Origin of the sequence: Micromonospora yangpuensis (assembly GCF_900091615.1) — a bacterium.
GTDB lineage: Bacteria > Actinomycetota > Actinomycetes > Mycobacteriales > Micromonosporaceae > Micromonospora > Micromonospora yangpuensis.
Window position 1 is genome coordinate 1,523,122 of sequence record NZ_FMIA01000002.1, and the last position, 20,088, is coordinate 1,543,209.

Here is a 20,088-nt window from a genome sequence, read left to right on the forward strand (position 1 = left end):
GCACCCATCCGGGTACGGCGCCCGTCGCCGTCTGCGTCGGGCTCAGCCGGACCGGCCCAGGCTGACCAGTACCGCGTTGCGGTACAGCAGCAGCGGCTCGCCGGTGCCGTCCAGCCGGACCAGCATGATCTGGCTGCCGAGGGCGCGCGCCCGGGTGCCCCCGCCCGGCTGCAGCGACACCAGCAGGTGTCCGCCGTCCGGGGTGGGCAGCAGGTGCGACACCACCTGGTCGGGGCCCGCCCCGGTCGACAACTCGGTCTCCCGGCCGTCCGCGCCGCGGGCCATCAGCGGGTCGTTGCGGAGGCCACCGGCACCGTCGTCGAGCCGGTGGAGCAGCCGGCCGTCCGGTAAGGCCGGGCCGGGCCGGGCACCGGCGCGGGCGGCCACGACCCGACCCCGCGCGTCCAGGCTCAGCACCTGCCCACCCGGCGCGAGGGTGATCGCGCCGTCGGCCACCCGGGCGGCGTCGGCCTCGAACCGTTGCACCTGGCCGCCGTCCCCGACAGCCGAGGCCCCCGTCAGCCGGGCCGCCGCCAGGTCGACGCTCCACAACCGGACCGGCCGGACCTGCCGCGGCTGCGGGCCGACCAGCTCGGCCAGTAGGGCGTGGTCGCCGGTCACCAGCGCCGTCAGATATCCGGTGGGACGGCCCGCCCCCGTCACCTGGCGTACGTCGCCGCTGGCGAGGTCCAGGATCACGATGCGGTACCCCTCGGCCGGCTGGACGACCAGGGCGCGGGTGCCGTCCGGGGTGAAGGCGACGTGGCCGACCGGGGCGAGCAGGTCCCGCACGGTCCCCTCCAGGCCGATCAGGCTCAACCGGCGCTGCCCGTCGACGATCCGCAGGTGGGCGAAACCGGCCGGGCCGACCGCGCCGTCCGGCTCACCCCGGGCCAGCTCGACCCCGGTCGACCTGGCGACGCCGGTACGGGTGTCGACCACGCTCACCCGCCGGGTGCCGGTCTCGGTGACGAACAGGTGCCGGCCGTCGGCGGTGGCGCCGAACGGCGTACCGGCGACGGTGACCGGTGGGCTCGGCACCCCGGTGCTCAGGTCGACCGCGCCCCACTGCCCGGTGTGGCTGACCGACCAGAGCAGGCCACCGGTCGACCCGGCGTGGCAGCGGGCCTCCACGGCGGGCTGCCGGACCTGCCCGTCGGCGCGTACCACCAGGCACCGGTTGCCGGTGACGGCCAGCCCGGCACCGACCGGGGTGACCGTGCGTACCGAGCTGTGGTCGGGCAGTTCGGTGTCGCGTACCCGGCCGTCGGCGACGAAGGCGTCCCGGGGGTCCTCGGCCAGCCCCCGGGCCACGGTCGGGCCCAGCGGATCGCCGAGTGCCACCTCGACGTGCCGGCGCGTCGGTGCCACCCCGGTCAGCTCGGCGCCGAACCGCTCGACCTGGTACAACCCGTGCAGGTCGGACCGCCGGTCGTCGGCCACCGAACCGAGCAGGACGGCCGGACCCAGGCCGGTGACCTCGGCGGGCAGCTCGCCCACCCGGACCGGGCCGCGGTCCTCCGCCGGCCCGGAGCAGGCCACCACCCCACCCACCCCGACCGCCAGGAACACCGCCACCACACCTCTGCCACGCATGACGGACATGGTGCTGGTTGCCGGCAACCCCGTCCACCGGAGCAGCGAACCGGCGGGCCCGTTGACCCCCATGGGCGGGCCGGTGGGTCGCGTTGGGTGGGCCGGTGGGTCGCGTGGGGCGGGCCGGGCGGGTCGCGCTGGGTGGGGCAGACGGCTCAGCGGGTCGCGGTGGGTGGGGCAGACGGCTCAGTGGGTCGCGGCGAGGGCGTCGGTCTTCTCATCCGCCACCGGCGGACCGGTCCGGCGGCGGCGCAGCTCCACCGGCAGGACGACGAGCGCGACGAGTAGGCCGATCCCGCCGGTCACCACGAAGCCCCACGGCGGCGAGGTGCGGTCGATGACCAGCCCGGCCAGGGGCGCGCCGACGGCGATGCCGACCGTCACCGCCGAACCCTGCAGCCCCATCGCCTCCCCCCGCACCTCCGCCGGGGCGAGCCGGCTGACCAGGTCGGAGGTGGCGGCCAGGGTGGGCGCGCAGAGCAGCCCGGCCGGGATCAACGCCAGGCAGAGCAACCACCAGTACCCCCCGCCGAGCCCCACCGGAATGGTGCAGAGGCTCAGCGCGGCCAGCAACGCCAGCGGCGAGAAGGACCGGCTGACCGCGCCGTAGGCGAAGCCGCCGACCAGCGAGGCGACCGCCCAGACCGCCAGGACCAGACCGGTCCAGCCGACCGCACCACTCTCGCGCAGCACGGCGACCACCGCGACGTCGGTACCCCCGAGGACCAGGGTGGCGGCGGCGCTGACGGCGAAGACGGCGAGCAGGCGGGGGGTCAGCCACTGCCGGCGGGGCACCCGGCGGGCCGGCGCGGCCGTCTCGCCGGCGCTGCGGATCGGCGGGTTGAGCAGCCAGAGCAGGATGCCGGAGGCGACCAGCCCGGCACCGACGAACCAGAGCGTGCTCCGGGCCGAGATCGTGGTGGCCGCCGCGACGGCCAGCGCCGGGCCGATCATGAACGACAGCTCGGTGGACATCGAGTCCAGCGCGTACGCCGGGCGGCGGCCCTCGGGCGGCACGAGCGCGGCGATCGACTGGCGGATCACCGAGAAGATCGGCAGGGCCAGCAGCCCGGCGACGAACGCCGTCACGAGCAGTACCGGGTAGGGCAGGGCCGGTGCGGTGGACCAGAACAACGCCTCGGCGACCGTGGTGAGGGCCAGCACCGGGCGCAGACCGTGCCTGTCGATCAGCCGACCCAGTAGCGGGTTGCCGACCGCCGCCCCGACCGTGATCGCCGCACCCACCAGCCCGGCCGCGCCGTAGCCGCGGCCGAGGTCCAGCACCACGTAGAAGGTGAGGGTCACGCCGGTGGCGGTGATCGGCACCCGGGCGAGCACCGACACCGCCAGCAGCGACCGGAGACCGGGCAGGGCGAGTGCCTCCCGGTAAGGCTTCATGTTCATCGTGGTCCGTACCTCCGGGCGACATCTTCGACCCCGGGTGCGACAGACACCACTCAATTGTCGGTTAAGCGCTGCGGATCACAGGCGCCCCGCGCATGGTCACCCCGGCGCCCTCCATCGCCCGCAGGGCCACGTCGGTGGTGGCCGGTGCCACGGCGGCGGTCAGGTCGAGCAGCACGGTGGTGGCGAACCCCTCCCGGGCCGCGTCCAGGGCGGTGGCCCGGACGCAGTGGTCGGTGGCGATCCCCACCACGTCGACCCGGTCCACGTCGCGTCGCCGCAGCCAGTCCGCCAGGCCCTCGCCGTCGGCCGCGTGCCCCTCGAAACCGGAGTACGCCGCGGCGTACTCGCCCTTGTGGAAGACCGCCTCCACCCGCCCGGTGTGCAGCTCCGGATGGAACTCGGAGCCGGCGGTGCCGACCACGCAGTGCCGGGGCCAGGAGTCGATGAAGTCCGGATCGTCGCTGAAGTGGGAGCCGGGGTCGACGTGGTAGTCCTTGGTCGCCACCACGTGGTCCCAACGGTCCGGCTCGGCGGCGAGCAGCCGGGAGATCCCGGCCGCCACCCCGGCCCCGCCGGTCACCGCGAGGGAACCGCCCTCGCAGAAGTCGTTCTGCACGTCCACGATGATCAACGCACTACCCATCGGATGTTCCTTCCACGTTCGCGGGGGTCAGCTCACGGGTACGTCAGCTCGTGGGTACGACCGTCACCGGGACCGCCGGATCACCGGCGGAGAGCTTCAGCCCCTCCCAGGGGATGGAGATCAGGCACTGCCGCAGGTGCTCGCGGGACTCGTCAAGCGACACCGGCTCGGCGGGCTCGCCACCGGCGACGTACGTGCGCTGCAGCAGCCGGTCGTTGGGCTGCCGGTCCGGCACGCCCTGCGGCACGACGACCTCCTCGGTGGCGGTGCCGGTCGGCTTGTGCCGCCGGACGGCCACCTTACGTCCGCCGATCGTCGACTTGTGCTCGGACCGCTTCACCACCGGCCGTCCCTCGACCTCGACCAGCTTGTAGACCAGGCTGGCGGTGGGCGCGCCGGAGCCGGTGACCACCGAGGTGCCGGCACCGTACATGTCCACCGGCTCGGCGGCGAGCGCGGCGATGGCGTACTCGTCGAGGTCACCCGAGACGATGATCTTGGTCTCGGTGGCGCCCAGCGAGTCCAGCAGCTCGCGCGACTGGTGGGCGATGACCGCCAGGTCACCGGAGTCGATCCGGACCGCCCGCAGCTGCGGCCCGGCCACCTCGATCGCGTTGCGGATGCCCTGGCTGATGTCGTACGTGTCGACCAGCAGCGTGGTGTCCCGGCCCAGCGAGGCGACCTGCGAGGCGAACGCGGTCTTCTCGTCGGTGTGCAGCAGGGTGAAGGCGTGCGCGGCGGTGCCCGCGGTGGGGATGCCGTAGCGCCGGCCGGCGGCGAGGTTGGAGGTGAACCGGAACCCGGCCAGATAGGCGGAGCGGGCGGCGGCCACCGCGGCCTCCTCGTGTGCCCGGCGGGAGCCCATCTCGATAAGTGCCCGGCCCCGGGCGGCGGTGACCATGCGGGCCGCCGCGGCGGCCACCGCGCAGTCGTGGTTGAGCACCGACAGCACCAGCGTCTCCAGCACCACGCACTCGGCGAACCCGCCGGAGACGGTGAGGATCGGGGAGCCGGGGAAGAACAGCTCCCCCTCGGCGTACCCCTCGATGTCGCCGGTGAAGCGGTAACCGGCCAGCCAGGCGGCAGCAGCCTCGTCGACCACCCCGGTGCGGCGCAGGAAGTCGATCTCGTCGGCGTCGAAGCGGAAGTCCCGGATCAGCTCGATCAGGCGGGCGGTGCCGGCGACCACGCCGTAGCGCCGGCCGGTGGGCAGGCGGCGGCTGAACACCTCGAAGACGCAGGGCCGGTCGGCGGTGCCGTCCCGCAACGCGGCGCTGACCATGGTCAGCTCGTAGTGGTCGGTCAGCAGCGCGGGGCGAAAGGTGCTCACGTACCCCAGCCTAGAGTTCCTCCGGTCGTCGTGCCGACCGGGCTGCGTACGGGTGGTCGTGCTGGTCAGGGCCCTGCCAGCGGCGTCGGGCGGGGAGCACCGGGCGGTCGCGCACGGTGCTGGTCCGCTCCCGCCCGGCGTTCCGGTTCATCGGTTCGTCACTTCCGGTGGCACGATGGGGGGCATGGCGGCTCCACAGGTTGCACCGGTCGAGACGACGGACACCGAAGAGGTGCCCGCTTCCGACCGGCCATGGGTGACGATCGTCTGGGATGACCCGGTCAACCTGATGACGTACGTCACCTGGGTTTTCCAGAAGCTCTTCGGATACAGCCGGGAGAGGGCCGAGCAACTGATGTTGGACGTGCACCACAAGGGGCGGGCGGTGGTCTCCAGCGGGGCCCGGGAACGGATGGAGCACGACGCGGCGCAACTGCACGCGTACGGCCTGTGGGCGACGGTGGAGCGCGCGTGAGCATGTTCCGTCGCCGGGAGGACCGCTACGTGGCGACCTTCGCCGTGGACGAGGTGCGGGTGCTGCGCAAGGTGGCCTCGGAGGTGGTCGGCCTGCTCACCGACGGCTTCGACCACACCGACCCGGTCGTCGGCCGGCTCTTCCCCGAGGCGTACCCGGACGACCCGTCCGGCGCGGAGGAGTTCCGCCGGTACACCGAGGGGGACCTCAAGACGGCCAAGATCGACCAGGCCGGGGCGATCCTCGCCGCGCTGCCCGACGAGGCCGGTGGGGAGGTACGCCTGGACGCCGAGGCCGCCGAGGCGTGGCTGCGGGCGCTGAACGACGCCCGGCTGGCGATGGGCGTCCGGCTGGAGATCAAGGACGGCACCGACCTGGGCGAGGAACTGGACGAGGCGGTCGCCACCGACCCCAGCTCCTCCCGGGTGTTCCAGCTCTCCGTCTACGCCTACCTCGGCTACCTCCAGGAATCCCTCCTCCTAGCCCTCATCGACTAGCTGTGTGTGTAAGGAAGGGCCCCCTGTTAACGCTTTCGGTAGAGAAGGGCACCCTTCTCACCAGCGGGCGTTAACAAGGGGCCCTTCCTTCGCGCGGGGTGGGGGGTCGCGTGGGGTGGGGGTCAGGTGGGGGAGACGGCGTTGAGGGCGGCCAGTTCCTGCTCGTCGAGGGTCAGGTCAGCGGCGGCGGCGGAGTCCCTGATCGTTTCGGGGCGGCTCGCGCCGGGGATCGGCACCACCACCGGTGCCAGGGACAGCTGCCAGGCCAGGCAGACCTGCTGCGGGCTGACCCCGCGCGCCTCGGCGATCTCGGCGAACGGACGGAACCGCCCGCCCAGGTCCCCGGCGCGGCCGATGCCGCCCAGCGGCGACCAGGGCAGGAACGCCAGCCCCAGCTCCGCGCAGAGGCGCAGCTCCTTCTCGCTGCTGCGGAACTCCGGGGAGAACTGGTTCTGTACGGCGGTCAGCCGGTCGCCGAGGATCTCGTGGGCCTGCCGGATCTGGTCCGGGTCGGCGTTGGAGATGCCGGCCTGCCGGATCTTGCCGGCGTCGGCCAGTTCCCGCAGCGCGCCGATCGACTCGGCCCACGGCACCCGGGGGTCCGGCCGGTGGTACTGGTACAGCCCGATGGCCTCGACGCCCAGGCGGGCCAGGGAGGCGTCGCAGGCGGCCCGCAGGTAGTCGGGGGAGCCGTTCTGGGCCCACTCCGAGCCGCCGGGGCGGGTGTGGCCGCCCTTCGTGGCGACCAGCACCGCCGAGGTGTCCCCGCCGTAGCTGGCCAGCGCGCGGGCGATCAGCGACTCGTTGTGCCCGAAGTCGTCGGAGCCCAGCGAGTACGCGTCGGCGGTGTCGATGAGCGTGACGCCGGCGTCCAGCGCGGCGTGGATGGTCCGGATCGAACGCTCGGTGTCCGGCCGGCCGGTGACCGACATCGGCATCCCGCCGAGTCCGATCGCGCCTACCTGCACCGAACCGAGGCGACGTTGCTGCATGGGGAACTCCTTCGCTTTTGCCGCTGTCTCCGGCATTCGTACCCCTTCGTGGGCGGTGGAAAAATCAACCCGCGCCGAAATTCCGTCCGCCCGGTGGGAAGGTGACGGCGCCCACGTCGGGCTGCGGCCCGACAGGCGTTAGGCTGGTTCACGTGCTGAGCATCGACCGGTCGATCGTCGAGGCGATCGTCGCCCACGCCCGTCGGGACCATCCCGACGAGGCCTGTGGTGTGGTCGCCGGACCCGCCGGCAGTGACACCCCGACCCGGCACATCCCGATGGACAACGCCGCCCGGTCGATGACGTTCTACGAGTTCGACTCGATGGAGCAGCTGCGGGTCTGGCGGGAGATGGACGACCGGGACGAGGAACCCCTCGTGATCTATCACTCGCACACCGCCACCGAGGCCTACCCGTCCCGGACGGACGTCTCGTTCGCCGGTGAGCCGGGAGCGCACTACCTGCTGGTCTCCACCCGGGAGCCCGACGCCGAGGAGATCCGCTCGTTCCGGATCGTCGACGGCGTGGTCACCGAGGAGCCGGTCCGGATCGTGGACGCCCCGGTGGATCCGCACGCCGTCCAGTCCTACATGTTCGGGCAGAGCCCGGCGACGGTCGACTACGAGTGTTCCGACCGCTGATCACCCAGCGCCGGCCCACCTGTTCCCGTCATCCAGGCACACCCGATCGAGGAGTTTCCACATCATGGCCATCGAGGTTCGCATCCCCACCATCCTGCGCAGCCACACCGGCGGCGCGAAGGTCGTCGAGGGCACCGGGGACACCCTGGGCGACCTGCTCACCGACCTGGACTCCCGGCACGCCGGGCTGCGGGGCCGGCTGGTCACCGAGGCCGGCGCGCTGCACCGGTTCGTCAACGTCTACGTCAACGACGAGGACGTCCGGTTCCTCGGCGCGCTGGACACCAAGCTCTCCGACGGTGACAGCGTCACCATCCTGCCCGCAGTGGCCGGCGGCGCGTTCGGGTTCGCCGCGGCGGCCGCGATCGCCTCGCACAGCGCGGCGGCACTCGCCGCCCGGCACGGCGTCGACAGCCGGCGCGTCACCGTCACCCGCTGACGGGCGGTCGCCATGGCCAGGTACGACAGCCTGCTCGACGCCTGCGGCGGTACGCCCCTGATCGGGCTGCCCCGGCTCTCGCCGACGGTGCCCGAGGGGGCGCCGCCGGTGCGGCTCTGGGCCAAGCTGGAGGACCGCAACCCGACCGGCAGCATCAAGGACCGGGCGGCGTTGTTCATGGTCCGCGCCGCCGAGGAGGCCGGCCGGCTCCGTCCGGGTGACACGATCCTGGAGCCGACCAGCGGCAACACCGGCATCTCGCTGGCCATGGTGGCGAAGCTGCGCGGCTACCGGTTGGTCTGCGTCATGCCGGAGAACGTCTCCACCGAGCGGGTGCAACTACTCCGGATGTACGGCGCTGAGATCATCTTCTCGCCGGCGGCCGGTGGCTCCAACCAGGCCGTGGCCACCGCCAAGCAGATCTCGGTGGAACACCCCGACTGGGTGATGCTCTTCCAGTACGGCAATGAGGCCAACGCGCGGGCCCACTACGAGACCACCGGCCCGGAGCTGCTGCGGGACCTGCCCTCGATCACCCACTTCGTGGCCGGTCTGGGCACCACCGGGACCCTGATGGGCACCGGGCGGTACCTGCGGGAGAAGGTCGAGGCGATCCAGATCGTCGCGGCCGAGCCCCGGTACGGCGAGTTGGTCTACGGCCTGCGCAACATCGACGAGGGGTACGTCCCGGAGCTGTACGACGCCACCGTGCTGTCCCGGCGGTTCTCCGTCGGCACCCGGGACGCGGTGCTGCGTACCCGGCAGTTGGTGGAGGTGGAGGGAATCTTCGCCGGCTTCTCCACCGGGGCGATCCTGCACGCGGCGTTGGCCGTGGCGCACGAGGCGGTCCGCGACGGCCGCCGGGCCGACGTGGCCTTCGTGGTCTGCGACGGTGGCTGGAAGTACCTCTCCACCGGGGCCTACGGCGGCACGTTGGCCGACGCCGAGGAGGCCCTGGAGGGTCAGCTCTGGGCGTGAGTGTCCGCAGCCCCGGCCCGGCGTTCAATCGGGCCGGGGCTGTTCACTCTTCGTGTTGATGATCTCGTTTCAGCGTGACGCCAAGGGGCGTTCGGCCCGGCTGGGTGTCACGTTGGCGACAACTTGCACGAGATGATTCGTGCCCCGCTCACGTCGGCGTAGGCTGCCCAGCGTGGCGTACGCGTCGGTAAAGATCATCGGTGGGTGCAGGGCCGGTGCGGTGACTACGGCGCGTGGCAGTGGGACAACCGGATGCGCCTGACCGTCCTGGGTTGCGCGGGTAGTTTTCCCGGCCCCGACTCCCCCTGTTCGGCGTATCTGGTCGAGGCCGACGGCTTCCGGTTACTTGTCGACTTCGGCTCCGGGGCGCTGTCCACCCTCCAGCGGTACGTGGGGCTGCACGCGGTGGACGCCATCCTCCTCACCCACCTGCACTGCGACCACATCCTCGACGCCGCGTCGTACATCGTGGTCCGCCGGTACGCGCCGGACGGACCGTACCCCGCCCTGCCGGTGTACGCCCCCTCGGGCGCGCCGGACCGGCTTTCCGCCGCGTACGGGCAGACGGACACCACCATCGACGACGTGTACCAGTTCTACGGCCTCCAGCCCGGCACCTTCCCGATCGGGCCGTTCAGCGTCACCGTCGACCGGGTCAACCACCCGATCGAAACGTACGGGGTACGGCTGGAACACGAGGGGCGGGTGCTCTGCTACTCCTCCGACACCGCGCCCTGTGAGGCGCTGCTGCGGCTGGCGCAGGACGCCGACGTGTTCCTCTGCGAGGCCAGCTACCTCGACGGCGTCGACAACCCACCCGATCTGCACCTGACCGGGCGGGAGGCCGGCGAGGCGGCGACCAAGGCCGGGGTCGGCCGGTTGCTCCTGACCCACCTGGTGGTGGCCTGGGGCAGCGAGGCGCACACGCTGGACTCGGCCACCGCCGCGTTCCCCGGCCCCCTTGAGGTGGTCCGCCCCGGCGCCAGCTACGACATCTGACCCGGCCCCGGGCACCGGGCGGTGCCGCCACCGCAATAGGGTGCAGGGATGGCGCGACCTGACGGGCGACTGCCCGACCAACTCCGACCGGTGACCCTGACCAGAGGATGGAGCTCCCATCCGGAGGGTTCGGTGCTCGTGGAGTTCGGCGGGACCCGGGTGCTCTGCACGGCCAGCGTCACCGAGGGGGTGCCCCGCTGGCGGCGCGGCTCCGGGCTGGGCTGGGTGACCGCCGAGTACGCGATGCTGCCCCGGGCCACCAACACCCGCTCGGACCGGGAGAGCGTCAAGGGCCGCATCGGTGGCCGTACCCACGAGATCTCCCGCCTGATCGGTCGCAGCCTGCGGGCCAGCATCGACCTGAAGGCGCTGGGCGAGAACTCGATCGTGCTCGACTGCGACGTGCTCCAGGCCGACGGCGGCACCCGGACCGCGGCGATCACCGGCGCCTACGTGGCGCTGCACGACGCGGTCGGTTGGCTGGCCGCGCGCAAGGCGCTGGCCGGCAAGCCGGAGAAGGTGATGCACCGGTCGGTCGCCGCGGTCAGCGTGGGTGTGGTCGCCGGCGAGGCCCGGCTGGACCTCAACTACACCGAGGACGTGGCCGCCGAGGTCGACATGAACGTGGTCTGCACCGACGGTGGGGACTTCGTCGAGGTGCAGGGGACCGGCGAGGCGGGGGTCTTCGCCCGGGACCAGCTCGACGCGCTGCTCGACCTGGGCACCGCAGGTTGCCTGGAACTCGCCGAGGCCCAGCGGAAGGCTCTCACGTCATGAACAAGGTGCTGCTCGCCACCCGTAACCAGAAGAAGCTGATCGAGCTGCAGCGGATCCTCGACGGCGCCCTCGGCGCGCACCGGGTCGCCCTGCTCGGCCTGAACGACGTGGACGACTACCCGGAGCTGCCGGAGAGCGGCCTCACCTTCGGCGAGAACGCGCTGATCAAGGCGCGGGAGGGGTGCCGGCGGACCGGTCTGCCCACCATCGCCGACGACTCGGGGCTCGCGGTGGACGCCCTCAGCGGGATGCCGGGGGTGTTCAGCGCCCGGTGGGCCGGTCGGCACGGCGACGACCAGGCCAACCTGCAACTGGTCCTGGACCAGATCGCCGACCTGCCGGACGAACACCGGGGCGCCTCCTTCGTCTGCACCGTCGCGCTGGTGCTGCCCGGTGGCAAGGAGCACCTGGTCGACGGCCGCCAGGCCGGCCGGTTGTTGCGCGCGCCGCGCGGTGACGGTGGCTTCGGGTACGACCCGATCTTCCTCGGCGACGGGCAGAAGCACACCAATGCCGAGCTGACCCCGGCGGAGAAGGACGCCATTAGCCACCGGGGCAAGGCGCTGCGGGAGCTGGCGAAGTTGGTGGCGAAGGTGCTACCCCCGGTGAGCTGAGGCGCGGACCCGACCGGAGAACCGAACCACCTGGTACCGGCTTGCCCTGCTTGCGGGCCGTGGGGTATCTGTAGGGCAGGCCGGGGGCGCTTGGAAAGGAAGCCCCGAGGGCCTCTTTTCCCATCACCCGGCCTGTTGCCGACGCCTCCACCCGGCCTGTTGCCGTCGCCACGCCGGCCTGTTGCCGTCGCCACGCCGGCCTGTTGCCGTCGCCACGCCGGCCCGGCGGAACGGGCGGGGGCAAGGTGGTTCGGTTTCCCGGTCACCACAACCAACCCTGACCCGTCACGCTCCCGCTCACCGCCCCCTCCTGCGCGGCCGAGGCACCTCGCCCTCTCCGTACCCGAGCGGGGTGTAGATCTTGGACACTTACCGTCCAAATAGAACGGTAAGTGTCCAAGATTCACTTCCGGGGGTCGCTTCGGCGGGGCGGGGGCGGGGGGTGGTGGGGGTTGGTGGGGGGATGGGCCGCTTTGTGCCGTTCTTGCGGTTGCGAGGTGTCTGCGCCAGAAGGGGCGACTTGGGGCCCCGGAGGTGTGTGTTCTTCCAGGATCGTTCATCGGAGATCGACTCGAAAGGTCAGGCGGCCCACTGCCCCCCACGTAGTGCGTTCACGCGGTAGCCTGCTGTCACTGCGGCAAACCAGGACGTCCACAGTGGTCTTTGCTGACGCGTCCGAGGTGTGCCTGCTCGTCCGATGATCCGGCGGTGGGTGTCCCGCCTGAGCTTTCGAGGTGCAGCAGAGATGGTTGACCCGGCCTCCGCCGACCGTCCACATCAGAGCCGCGACTCCGACGGGACAGCCGCCCCGATGGGGGACCAGCCCGCCCCGACGACCGGCCATCCCGCCGCTCCGGCGGCGGACCAACCGACCGGCCATCCCACCGCCCCGACGACCGGCCATCCCACCGCTCCGGCGGCGGACCAACCGATCGGCCAGCCCACCGCTCCGACGGCGGACCAGTCCGTGCCGCCGACCGGCCATTCCAGCGCTCCGCCGACCGGCCAGTCCAGCGGCCCGGCGGCCGGCCGGCCCGGCGACGCGGCGGCCGATCAGGTCACCACTCCGGTGGCCGGCCGGGCCGGTCGGTCGTTGGCGCTGCGGGCCGGCCGGTCCCTGGCGGTGTCGAAGAGCGACGGGGCGTCGCAGGTGCCGGCCGAAGGGACCCCGGTGACCAGGGCCGACCGGCTGGCCCGCTGGGCGGTGCCGCTGGTCCCCGCCGTGGTGGCCCTGCTCGTCGTGCTCTACGACATCGACCGTCGCCAACTCTGGCGGGACGAGGTCTCCACCTGGTTGGCGTCCACCATGTCCGTCGCCGACCTGCAGCGGATGATCGAGAAGAGCGACGTCGTCATCGCGCCCTACTACCTGCTGATGCACGGCTGGCTCGCGGTGTTCGGCGACTCGCCGGTGGCCCTGCGGCTGCCCTCGGTGCTGGGGATGGCGGCCACCGCCGCGCTGACCGCGATGATCGGCCGGAAGCTGTTCGACGTACCGGTGGGGCTCTGCGCGGGGTTGATCGTCGCGGTCCTGCCGACCGTCTCCCGTTTCGGCCAGGAGGCGCGGCCCTACGCGCTGGCCACCGCCGCCGCCGTGTTGGCGACCCTGCTGTTCCTCCGGGCGGTCGAGCGGCCGTCGTGGTTGCGCTGGCTCGGGTACGCCCTGACGGTGGTCCTGATCGGTCTGTTGCACCTGGTCGCGCTCCTGGTGCTGCTGCCCCATCTCGCCTACCTGCTGGGTCGGCGCCAGGGCGGGGCCGGCCTCGGCCCGTGGGCGCTGGCAGCCTCGCTCGGTCTGCTGCCGGTGCTGCCGCTGGTCTGGCTCGGCTCCAGTCAGGCCGGGCAGGTCTCCTGGATCCAGCCGGCCACCTGGGAGAGCACCATCGACGAGATCGCCGAGGTCACCGGCAGCGTTCCGGTCGGCGCGCTGCTGATCGGGCTGGCCCTGCTCGGCTGCGCGCTGCTGGGCCGGGCGGGTCTGCTGCTCGGCACCTGGGCCGTGGGCCCCTTCCTCGTGCTGCTGCTCATCTCCCCGCTGACGGCCCTGCTCCTGCACCGGTACGTGCTGTTCACGCTGCCGGCCTGGGCCCTGCTGGCGGTCGCGGCGGTCGCCCGTTCCGTCGCCGCGGCCCGGTCGGTCGAGTCGCCCTGGTCGGCCAGGCCGGGCCGGTCGGCCGAGCCACCCTGGTCGGCCTCGTCGGCCACCTCGGCCACCTCGGCCACGTCGGCCACGTCGGCCACGTCGGCCACGTCGGCCACGTCGGCCACGTCGGCCACGTCGGCCACGTCGGCCACGTCGGCCACCTCGGCCACCTCGGCCACGTCGGCCGCCTCGGTCACGTCGGCCACGTCGGCCGAGTCGCCCTGGTCGGCCGAGTCGCCCTGGTCGGCTGAGCCGGACTGGCCGGACCAGCCGGCCCGGTCGGCGCAGCCGTCCCGTCGTCTCCGGTACCTCGCCCCGGCGGCGCTGGTCGTGCTCTGTGTGGCCTTCGGCCTACCCGCCCACGGTCAGGAGCGGCAGATCGTGGTGGAGGGGGAGCCGGACCTTCGGGGAGCGGTCCGGGTGATCGCCGCCGAGATCGCCGCCGGTGACCGGTTGGCGATCAACTCCCGGTTTCCCAACCGGATGCAGGAGGGGTTGGACTACCACTTCCACCGGGCCGGGCGGAAGAGCCCACCCACCGTCTTCACCGCCAACCCGGGGGCCAGACCCACCTACCCCCGACAGTGTCGCAACGCCAACAACTGCCTGTCGTCGGTGCAGCGGCTCTGGCTGATCAGCACGTCACGGACGGAGGACCCACGGGACGCCATGCATCCGTCACTGGCTGGGCCGATGCGCGAGGAGTTCGCCCCGATCCGGATCGTCGAGCTGACCAACGTGACGGTCTCCCTCTGGCAGGCCCGTTGACCGGCCCGGCGTCCCTACGAGGGCCCGCCCCGTCGGTGCTGGCGGGACGCCCCACCGTCGTCCCGGTGCGAGCGGCGGTGATGGTGCGCTGGCTCGGTGCTGCCTCGACGTCCGCAGTTGGCCTTCGGGTCGACGCCGCCGAAGGAAAGACTCAATCAAGCGTCCCGACTTCCCGCTCGATGGCGGCCCGCAGGTCGGGACCGCGTACCACCTGCCGGGCCGCCTCCAGTAGCGGGGCGAGGAAGACGTCCGGGCCCGGCTCGCCCAGCACCCCGCCGAGCGCGGCCAGCGCCGCCCGCCCGGCCGGCGACGGGGTAAGCGGGGCGCGCAGTTGCAGACCGCGTATGGCGGCCAGCAGCTCGACCGCGAGCAGGCTGGTCAGGTTGTCCAGCACGGTCCGCAGCTTCTTGGTCGCCGCCCAGCCCATCGAGACGTGGTCCTCCTGCATGCCGCTGGTGGGCAGCGAGTCGACCGAGGCGGGAGCGGCCAGCCGCCGGTTCTCCGCGACGATGCCGGCGGCGGTGTACTGGGCGATCATCAGCCCGGAGTTCACCCCGGCGTCGGGGGAGAGGAACGCCGGCAGGTCCCGGTTGCGGGTCACGTCCAGCAGCCGGTCCACCCGCCGCTCGGCCATCGCCCCCACCTCGGCGGCGGCGATGGCCAGGTAGTCGGCGGCGAAGCCGAGCGGCGCACCGTGGAAGTTCCCGGTCGACTCGACCCGGCCGTCCGGCAGCACCACCGGGTTGTCCACCACGGAGCGCAGCTCCCGGTCGGCCACCGTACGGACGAAGTCCAGGGTGTCCCGGGCCGCCCCGGCCACCTGCGGCGCACACCGCATCGAGTACGCGTCCTGCACGGCGTGCGCCAGGTCGTCGCGGTGCGAGTCCATCACCCGGGAGTCCTGCAGCAGCCGGTGGATGTTCGCCGCCGAGACCGCCTGCCCGGGATGCGGTCGGATGGCGTGCAGCTCCGGCAGGAAGGGCCGCTCCGAACCGAGCATCGCCTCGACGGCCAGGGCGGCGGTGACGTCGGCCATGGTGAACAGGTGCGCCGCGTCGTGGCCGGCCAGCAGCAGCATGCCGAGCATCCCGTCGGTGCCGTTGATCAGCGCCAGCCCCTCCTTGGCGGCCAGCTCGACCGGGGCGAGCCCGGCGGCGCGCAGCGCGTCGGCGGCGTCGATCCGTTCACCTGCCGGACCGAGCACCCAGCCCTCGCCGAGCAGCGCCAGCGCGCAGTGCGCCAACGGGGCCAGGTCGCCGGAGGCCCCGAGCGAGCCGTGCTCCGGCACCCACGGGGTGATCCCGTGGTTGAGCAGGTCGACCAGGGCCTCGGCGACCAGCGGTCGGACGCCGGAGCGGCCCAGCGCCAGCGACCGTACCCGCAGCAGCATCATCGCCCGGACCACCTCGCGCGGCATCGGCGCGCCCACCCCGGCGGCATGTGAGCGGATCAGCGCGTGCTGCAGCTCGGCCCGGCGTTGCGGGGCGACGAAGGTGTTCGCCAGCGCGCCGAAGCCGGTGGAGACCCCGTACACCGGGCGGCCGGCGGCCTCGATGCCGTCCACGATGGCCCGGCTGGTCGCCATCGCGGCGGTCGTGGCCGGATCGAGGACCACCGTGGCGTCGCCGCGGGCCACGGCGAGCACGTCGGCGGCCGAGACTCCGGTGGGGTGGATGGTGACGTGCGTGTTCATCGTGGGACTCCGTCGTGCAGGACCTGGCGGACCAACGGGACACCGGGCCGGTAGGCCAGGTGCAGGTGCGAGGGGGCGTCGAGGATCATCAGGTCGGCCCGGGCGCCGGGGCGCAGCACCCCGACGTCGGTGCGGCGCAGCGCCCGCGCGCCACCGGCGGTCGCCGCCCACACCGCCTCCGCCGGGGTCATGCCCATCTCGCGTACGGCCAGCGCCACGCAGAACGGCATCGACGAGGTGTACGACGAGCCGGGGTTGCAGTCGGTGGCCAACGCGACGGTGATCCCCGCGTCGAGCAGCCGCCGGGCGTCCGGGTAGGGCGACCGGGTGGAGAACTCGGCCCCCGGCAGCAGGGTCGCCACGGTGGTGGTGCCGGTGCGGTCCGGCCCGGCGGTCGAGGCGAGCGCGTCGACGTCGGCGTCGGTCAGGTGGGTGCAGTGGTCGACGCTGGCCGCGCCCAGCTCCACCCCGAGCCGTACCCCGGGTCCGGGGCCGAGCTGGTTGGCGTGCAGCCGGACGCCCAGCCCGGCGGCCTGCCCGCAGGTGAGGATCGCCCGGGCGTGGTCGGCGTCGAAGGCGCCCCGCTCGCAGAACACGTCGATCCAGCGGGCGTACGGCGCGGCGGCGCGCAGCATCGGCCCGCACACCAGCCCGACGTAGTCGTCCGGGCGGTCGGCGTACTCGGTGGGGACCACGTGTGCGCCGAGGAAGGTGGTGTCCCCGGTCACCTCGCCGGCGATGCGCAGCGACCGGACCTCGTCGGCGACCGTGAGGCCGTACCCACTCTTGATCTCGATGGTGGTGGTGCCCTGGCGCAGCGCCTCCGCGCGCAGCCGGCGCACGGTGGCCCGGAGTTCGTCGTCGCCGGCCGCCCGGGTCGCGCCCACGGTGGTCCTGATGCCGCCGCCGGTGTACGGGCGGCCGGCCATCCGGGCGGCGAACTCGACGGCCCGGTCCCCGGCGAAGACCAGGTGCGCGTGGCTGTCCACGAAGCCGGGCAGCACGGCGGCCCCCTCGGCGTCGATCCGGTGGTCGGCGGCGGGCGCGTCCCGGGCCGGCCCGATCCAGACCACCCGGCCCGCCTCGACCAGCAGCGCCACGTTCCGGCGGATGCCGAGTGGGCCACCGGTACCGCTGTCGGCCACGTTGGTGACCAGCTCACCGATCCGGTCGACAAGCAGGCTGCTCATCGCCCGCCCCCCTCGCCCGTCGCCCGGCCCGGGCCGACGGGCCCGGTCGCCCTGCGGGCCGGCCCGGTCCCGGTCGCTCTGCGGGCCGGCCCGGTCCCGGTCGCTCTGCGGGCCGGCCCGGTCCCGGTGGCCGGCGGGGCCGGCCTGGTCGCGGCCGGCCGGGCCGGCGTACCCGCGGTCATCCGGTCACCTCGGCGATGGCGGCGGAGAGTTCGCGCGGCACGTCGACGTGCAGGTGGCGGCCGTCGGCGACCACCGGCCGGCCGTCGACAAGCACGTGGGTGACGTCCGCCGCGCCCGCGGCGAAGAACACCCCGACCGGGGGTACGCCGGCGGTACGGACGCTGTCCAAACTGACCGTGACCAGGTCGGCGCGCCTGCCCACGGCGATCTGCCCGGCGTCGGTCCAGCCCAGCGCGGCGTGCCCGGCGACGCTGGCCGCCCGCAGCAGCGCGGCGGCCGGGAAGTGGCCCCGACGGCGGGTCCGCAGCCGCTCGTCCAGCTCCATCGCCCGGGCCTCCTCGAACGGGTCGACGACCGCGTGGCTGTCACTGCCCAGGCTCAGCGTGATGCCGGCGTCGACCATCCGGCTGGCCGGTCCGATCCCGTCGGCCAGGTCCCGTTCGGTGGTGGGGCAGAGGCAGACCCCGGTGCCGGACTCGCCGAGCAGGGTCAGGTCACCGCTGGTCAGGTGGGTGGCGTGGACGGCGGTCACGGTGGGTCCGAGCACCCCGTGCCGGGCCAGCAACCCGGTCGGGGTCAGCCCGTGCACCGACCGGCAGGCGTCGTTCTCGGCCGGCTGCTCGGAGAGGTGCACGTGCAGCGGCGAGCCCCGTTCGCGGGCCCAGGTCGCGACCGTGCCGAGTTGTGCGGCCGGCACCGCCCGTACCGAGTGCACCGCCGCCCCCAGCCGGGCGTGCCCGGCTGACCCGGCCGGACCGGGTCCGTCACCGGCAGCTGACCCGGCCGGACCGGGTCCGTCACCGGCAGCGGCCCCGGCCGGACCGAGTCCGTCACCGGCAGCGGCCCCGGCCGGACCGGCGGCGTCGGGGGGCGCGGTGGTGCGGCTGGCCAGCGGGTGGGTCGAGAGACGGGCGGCCCAGCGGTCGGCGTCGCCGTCGCCGAACCGGCGCTGCACCCCGGCCAGCGGTGCCCCGTCGACATCGGCGGTCAGGTAGCAGGTGTCCAGCAGGGTGATCCGGATGCCGGCCTGCGCGGCGGCCTCGACAAGCGCCGCGCCCATCGCGTTCGGATCGGCGTACGGGGTGCCGTCCGGGCCGTGGTGCAGGTAGTGGAACTCGCCCACGCAGGTGATCCCGGCCAGCGCCAGCTCGGCGTAGACCGCCCGGGCCAGCGCCAGGTAGCGCTCCGGGTCGAGGCGGGCGGCCACCGCGTACATCTGGTCGCGCCAGGTCCAGAAGTCACCCCGGCCACCGTGGGTACGCCCGCGCAGCGCCCGGTGGAAGGCGTGCGAGTGGGTGTCGGCCAGCCCCGGCAGGGTGAGCCCGGGCAGTCGGACCGCGTCGGCGTACACCTCGACCCCGGTGGTCAGGCCGCCGTCGCCGGTCAGCCGGGTGACCCCGGTGATCCGGCCGTCGGCGGTCTCGATCAGCACGTCGGGGGTGGGTTCGGCCCGGTCGGGCAGCCAGGCGTACTCGGCGAGCCAGCGGGTCACGGTCATCGGGTCAGCTCCGTCAGGACCCGGGCCAGGGCGGTGACCCCGGCGGCGCAGTCGGCGTCGGTGGCGGTCTCGGCCGGGGAGTGGGACACCCCGGTCGGGTTGCGGACGAAGAGCATCGCCGTGGGCAGGTGCCCGGCGAGCACCCCGGCGTCGTGGCCGGCCGCGGTGGGCAGCACCGGGGCGGCCAGCAGCCGGGCCAGTCGGGTACCCAGGCGGTCGTCGAAGGTGACCAGCGGGGTGGCCGACTCCTCGGTCACCCGTACCTCGGTGCCGTCGCGGCGGGCCCGCTCGGCGGCCTTGGCGGCGACCGCCTCGACCAGCGCGTCCAGGGTCTCCTGGTCGGCGGCGCGTGCGTCCAACCAGCCGGTCACCGTCGACGGGACGGCGTTGGTGGCGTTCGGCTCGACCCGGACCCGGCCGACGGTGGCGTGCGCGCCGCGCAGCCGGGCCTCCTTGTTCGCCGCGAGCACGGTGAACGCGTAGGTGAGCATCGGGTCGCGGCGGTCGGCCATCCGGGTCGTACCGGCGTGGTTGGCCTCGCCGTGGACGTCGAAGCGCCACCGGCCGTGCGGCCAGATCGCCTCGGCGACCGCGACCGGCGCGTCCCGCTCGACGAGCGCCCGGCCCTGCTCCACGTGCAGCTCCACGAAGGACGAGAAGCCGGCCAGCAGGTCGGGTCGGGCCCCGACCGGCGCCTGGCCCAGCGCCTCGGCGAAGCTCACCCCGGCCGCGTCGCGCAGCCCGGCCGCGCGGTCGACCTCGATCGCCCCGGTGAGCAGCCTCGACCCCAGACACGGTACGCCGAACCGGGCCCCCTCCTCCTCGACGAAGGCGGCCACCACCACCGGCCGGGTGGGGGTGACCCCGGCGGCGCGCAGCTCGTCGACGGCGAGGAACGCGCTGACGATGCCGAGCGGACCGTCGTACCCGCCGCCGTGCGGCACCGAGTCGAAGTGGCTGCCGACGAGCACCGCGTCGACGGCGTCCGGGTCACCCCAGCGGGCGAGCAGGTTGCCGTTGCCGTCCTCGGTGACCGCCAGCCCCCGCCGCCGGGCCTGCTCCCGGAACCAGTCCCGCAACGCCAGCTCGGCCGCGCCGAGGGCGTACCGCAGGTACCCGCCGCTGCCCGGGTCCCGCCCGATCGCCGCGATCTCGTCCCACAACACACGGAACCTGTAAGGAAGGGACCCTTCCACAACAGAATGCGATAACAAGGGGCCCTTCC

General features: G+C 73.6%; 17 protein-coding genes and 2 pseudogenes. 9 read left to right on the forward strand and 10 right to left on the reverse strand.

The window, feature by feature from the left end; translation table 11 throughout:
* Positions 1–42: 42 nt before the first annotated feature.
* The 4 genes from GA0070617_RS07135 to GA0070617_RS07150 all read right to left on the reverse strand — a co-directional run bounded on the left by GA0070617_RS07135 (position 43) and on the right by GA0070617_RS07150 (position 4,976).
* Positions 43–1,596 (reverse strand): YncE family protein, encoded by a 1,554-nt coding sequence (locus tag GA0070617_RS07135; RefSeq protein WP_139135599.1) that lies wholly within the window; start codon positions 1,594–1,596, stop codon positions 43–45.
* A 186-nt stretch (positions 1,597–1,782) separates the two neighbouring features.
* Positions 1,783–3,000 carry an MFS transporter gene (locus GA0070617_RS07140; protein WP_091435112.1) on the reverse strand — a complete coding sequence of 406 codons (1,218 nt, stop codon included), beginning with the start codon at positions 2,998–3,000 and terminating at the stop codon, positions 1,783–1,785.
* Positions 3,001–3,064: 64 nt separating this feature from the next.
* A complete protein-coding gene (locus GA0070617_RS07145; RefSeq protein WP_091435115.1) occupies positions 3,065–3,646 on the reverse strand; it encodes an isochorismatase family protein in 582 nt (193 codons plus the stop codon).
* Between the two features lie 43 nt (positions 3,647–3,689).
* Positions 3,690–4,976, reverse strand: a complete 1,287-nt coding sequence (locus GA0070617_RS07150) for a nicotinate phosphoribosyltransferase (RefSeq protein ID WP_091435117.1) — start codon at positions 4,974–4,976, stop codon at positions 3,690–3,692.
* A 184-nt stretch (positions 4,977–5,160) separates the two neighbouring features.
* On the opposite strand from GA0070617_RS07150, the gene clpS reads away from it, so the two are divergent.
* Both clpS and GA0070617_RS07160 read left to right on the forward strand, forming a co-directional pair.
* Positions 5,161–5,451: an ATP-dependent Clp protease adapter ClpS gene (gene clpS, locus GA0070617_RS07155; protein ID WP_091446038.1), complete on the forward strand. Its 291-nt coding sequence runs from the start codon at positions 5,161–5,163 to the stop codon at positions 5,449–5,451.
* Between the two features lie 2 nt (positions 5,452–5,453).
* On the forward strand, positions 5,454–5,948 hold the full coding sequence (locus GA0070617_RS07160; RefSeq protein WP_175440742.1) for a DUF2017 domain-containing protein: 495 nt from the start codon (positions 5,454–5,456) through the stop codon (positions 5,946–5,948).
* A 122-nt stretch (positions 5,949–6,070) separates the two neighbouring features.
* Here the strand turns inward: GA0070617_RS07160 and GA0070617_RS07165 are convergent, their stop codons facing one another.
* On the reverse strand, positions 6,071–6,940 hold the full coding sequence (locus GA0070617_RS07165; RefSeq protein ID WP_091435119.1) for an aldo/keto reductase: 870 nt from the start codon (positions 6,938–6,940) through the stop codon (positions 6,071–6,073).
* A gap of 152 nt (positions 6,941–7,092) precedes the next feature.
* Between GA0070617_RS07165 and GA0070617_RS07170 the strand changes: the two genes are divergently transcribed.
* The 7 genes from GA0070617_RS07170 (at position 7,093) to GA0070617_RS07200 (ending at position 14,299) form a co-directional block, all read left to right on the forward strand.
* A complete protein-coding gene (locus GA0070617_RS07170; protein ID WP_091435121.1) occupies positions 7,093–7,581 on the forward strand; it encodes a M67 family metallopeptidase in 489 nt (162 codons plus the stop codon).
* A 64-nt stretch (positions 7,582–7,645) separates the two neighbouring features.
* The gene (locus GA0070617_RS07175) at positions 7,646–8,020 is read left to right on the forward strand and encodes a MoaD family protein (RefSeq protein ID WP_091435124.1); all 375 of its coding nucleotides are present in this window, start codon (positions 7,646–7,648) and stop codon (positions 8,018–8,020) included.
* Between the two features lie 12 nt (positions 8,021–8,032).
* Positions 8,033–8,998 carry a PLP-dependent cysteine synthase family protein gene (locus tag GA0070617_RS07180; RefSeq protein ID WP_091435126.1) on the forward strand — a complete coding sequence of 322 codons (966 nt, stop codon included), beginning with the start codon at positions 8,033–8,035 and terminating at the stop codon, positions 8,996–8,998.
* Between the two features lie 252 nt (positions 8,999–9,250).
* Positions 9,251–9,997 (forward strand): MBL fold metallo-hydrolase, encoded by a 747-nt coding sequence (locus tag GA0070617_RS07185; RefSeq protein ID WP_091446042.1) that lies wholly within the window; start codon positions 9,251–9,253, stop codon positions 9,995–9,997.
* 48 nt (positions 9,998–10,045) lie between these two features.
* On the forward strand, positions 10,046–10,774 hold the full coding sequence (gene rph, locus GA0070617_RS07190) for a ribonuclease PH (protein WP_091435130.1): 729 nt from the start codon (positions 10,046–10,048) through the stop codon (positions 10,772–10,774).
* Positions 10,771–11,388: an RdgB/HAM1 family non-canonical purine NTP pyrophosphatase gene (gene rdgB, locus GA0070617_RS07195; RefSeq protein WP_091435131.1), complete on the forward strand. Its 618-nt coding sequence runs from the start codon at positions 10,771–10,773 to the stop codon at positions 11,386–11,388. The genes rph and rdgB overlap by 4 nt, the downstream gene beginning before the upstream one ends.
* Positions 11,389–12,133: 745 nt before the next feature.
* Positions 12,134–14,299, forward strand: coding sequence for a glycosyltransferase family 39 protein (locus tag GA0070617_RS07200; protein ID WP_175440459.1), 2,166 nt, complete (start codon positions 12,134–12,136; stop codon positions 14,297–14,299).
* Between the two features lie 151 nt (positions 14,300–14,450).
* Here GA0070617_RS07200 and hutH read toward each other — a convergent pair whose 3' ends face one another.
* The 5 genes and pseudogenes from hutH to GA0070617_RS07220 form a co-directional block, all read right to left on the reverse strand.
* Entirely contained in the window at positions 14,451–15,992 is a 1,542-nt protein-coding gene (gene hutH, locus GA0070617_RS07205; RefSeq protein WP_091435135.1) for a histidine ammonia-lyase, read from the reverse strand.
* A complete protein-coding gene (gene hutI, locus GA0070617_RS07210) occupies positions 15,989–17,182 on the reverse strand; it encodes an imidazolonepropionase (protein ID WP_091435137.1) in 1,194 nt (397 codons plus the stop codon). The genes hutH and hutI overlap by 4 nt, the downstream gene beginning before the upstream one ends.
* 178 nt (positions 17,183–17,360) lie before the next feature.
* Positions 17,361–18,101: pseudogene (locus tag GA0070617_RS32325) on the reverse strand (amidohydrolase family protein); the annotation flags it as partial.
* Between the two features lie 105 nt (positions 18,102–18,206).
* A pseudogene (locus tag GA0070617_RS32330) lies at positions 18,207–18,857 on the reverse strand (amidohydrolase family protein); the annotation flags it as partial.
* 2 nt (positions 18,858–18,859) lie between these two features.
* Positions 18,860–20,077 (reverse strand): allantoate amidohydrolase, encoded by a 1,218-nt coding sequence (locus GA0070617_RS07220; RefSeq protein ID WP_091435139.1) that lies wholly within the window; start codon positions 20,075–20,077, stop codon positions 18,860–18,862.
* Positions 20,078–20,088: the final 11 nt, after the last annotated feature.

What these genes read in the sequence shown, in the direction of transcription:
- GA0070617_RS07140 (WP_091435112.1), bottom strand. Translation starts at nt 3,000, where the DNA reads ATGAACATGAAGCCTTACCGGGAGGCACTCGCCCTGCCCGGTCTCCGG.
- rph (WP_091435130.1), top strand. Translation starts at nt 10,046, where the DNA reads ATGGCGCGACCTGACGGGCGACTGCCCGACCAACTCCGACCGGTGACC.
- rdgB (WP_091435131.1), top strand. Translation starts at nt 10,771, where the DNA reads ATGAACAAGGTGCTGCTCGCCACCCGTAACCAGAAGAAGCTGATCGAG.
- GA0070617_RS07135 (WP_139135599.1), bottom strand. Translation starts at nt 1,596, where the DNA reads ATGCGTGGCAGAGGTGTGGTGGCGGTGTTCCTGGCGGTCGGGGTGGGT.
- GA0070617_RS07160 (WP_175440742.1), top strand. Translation starts at nt 5,454, where the DNA reads ATGTTCCGTCGCCGGGAGGACCGCTACGTGGCGACCTTCGCCGTGGAC.
- hutH (WP_091435135.1), bottom strand. Translation starts at nt 15,992, where the DNA reads ATGAACACGCACGTCACCATCCACCCCACCGGAGTCTCGGCCGCCGAC.
- GA0070617_RS07145 (WP_091435115.1), bottom strand. Translation starts at nt 3,646, where the DNA reads ATGGGTAGTGCGTTGATCATCGTGGACGTGCAGAACGACTTCTGCGAG.
- GA0070617_RS07185 (WP_091446042.1), top strand. Translation starts at nt 9,251, where the DNA reads ATGCGCCTGACCGTCCTGGGTTGCGCGGGTAGTTTTCCCGGCCCCGAC.
- GA0070617_RS07175 (WP_091435124.1), top strand. Translation starts at nt 7,646, where the DNA reads ATGGCCATCGAGGTTCGCATCCCCACCATCCTGCGCAGCCACACCGGC.
- GA0070617_RS07200 (WP_175440459.1), top strand. Translation starts at nt 12,134, where the DNA reads ATGGTTGACCCGGCCTCCGCCGACCGTCCACATCAGAGCCGCGACTCC.
- GA0070617_RS07180 (WP_091435126.1), top strand. Translation starts at nt 8,033, where the DNA reads ATGGCCAGGTACGACAGCCTGCTCGACGCCTGCGGCGGTACGCCCCTG.
- clpS (WP_091446038.1), top strand. Translation starts at nt 5,161, where the DNA reads ATGGCGGCTCCACAGGTTGCACCGGTCGAGACGACGGACACCGAAGAG.
- hutI (WP_091435137.1), bottom strand. Translation starts at nt 17,182, where the DNA reads ATGAGCAGCCTGCTTGTCGACCGGATCGGTGAGCTGGTCACCAACGTG.
- GA0070617_RS07165 (WP_091435119.1), bottom strand. Translation starts at nt 6,940, where the DNA reads ATGCAGCAACGTCGCCTCGGTTCGGTGCAGGTAGGCGCGATCGGACTC.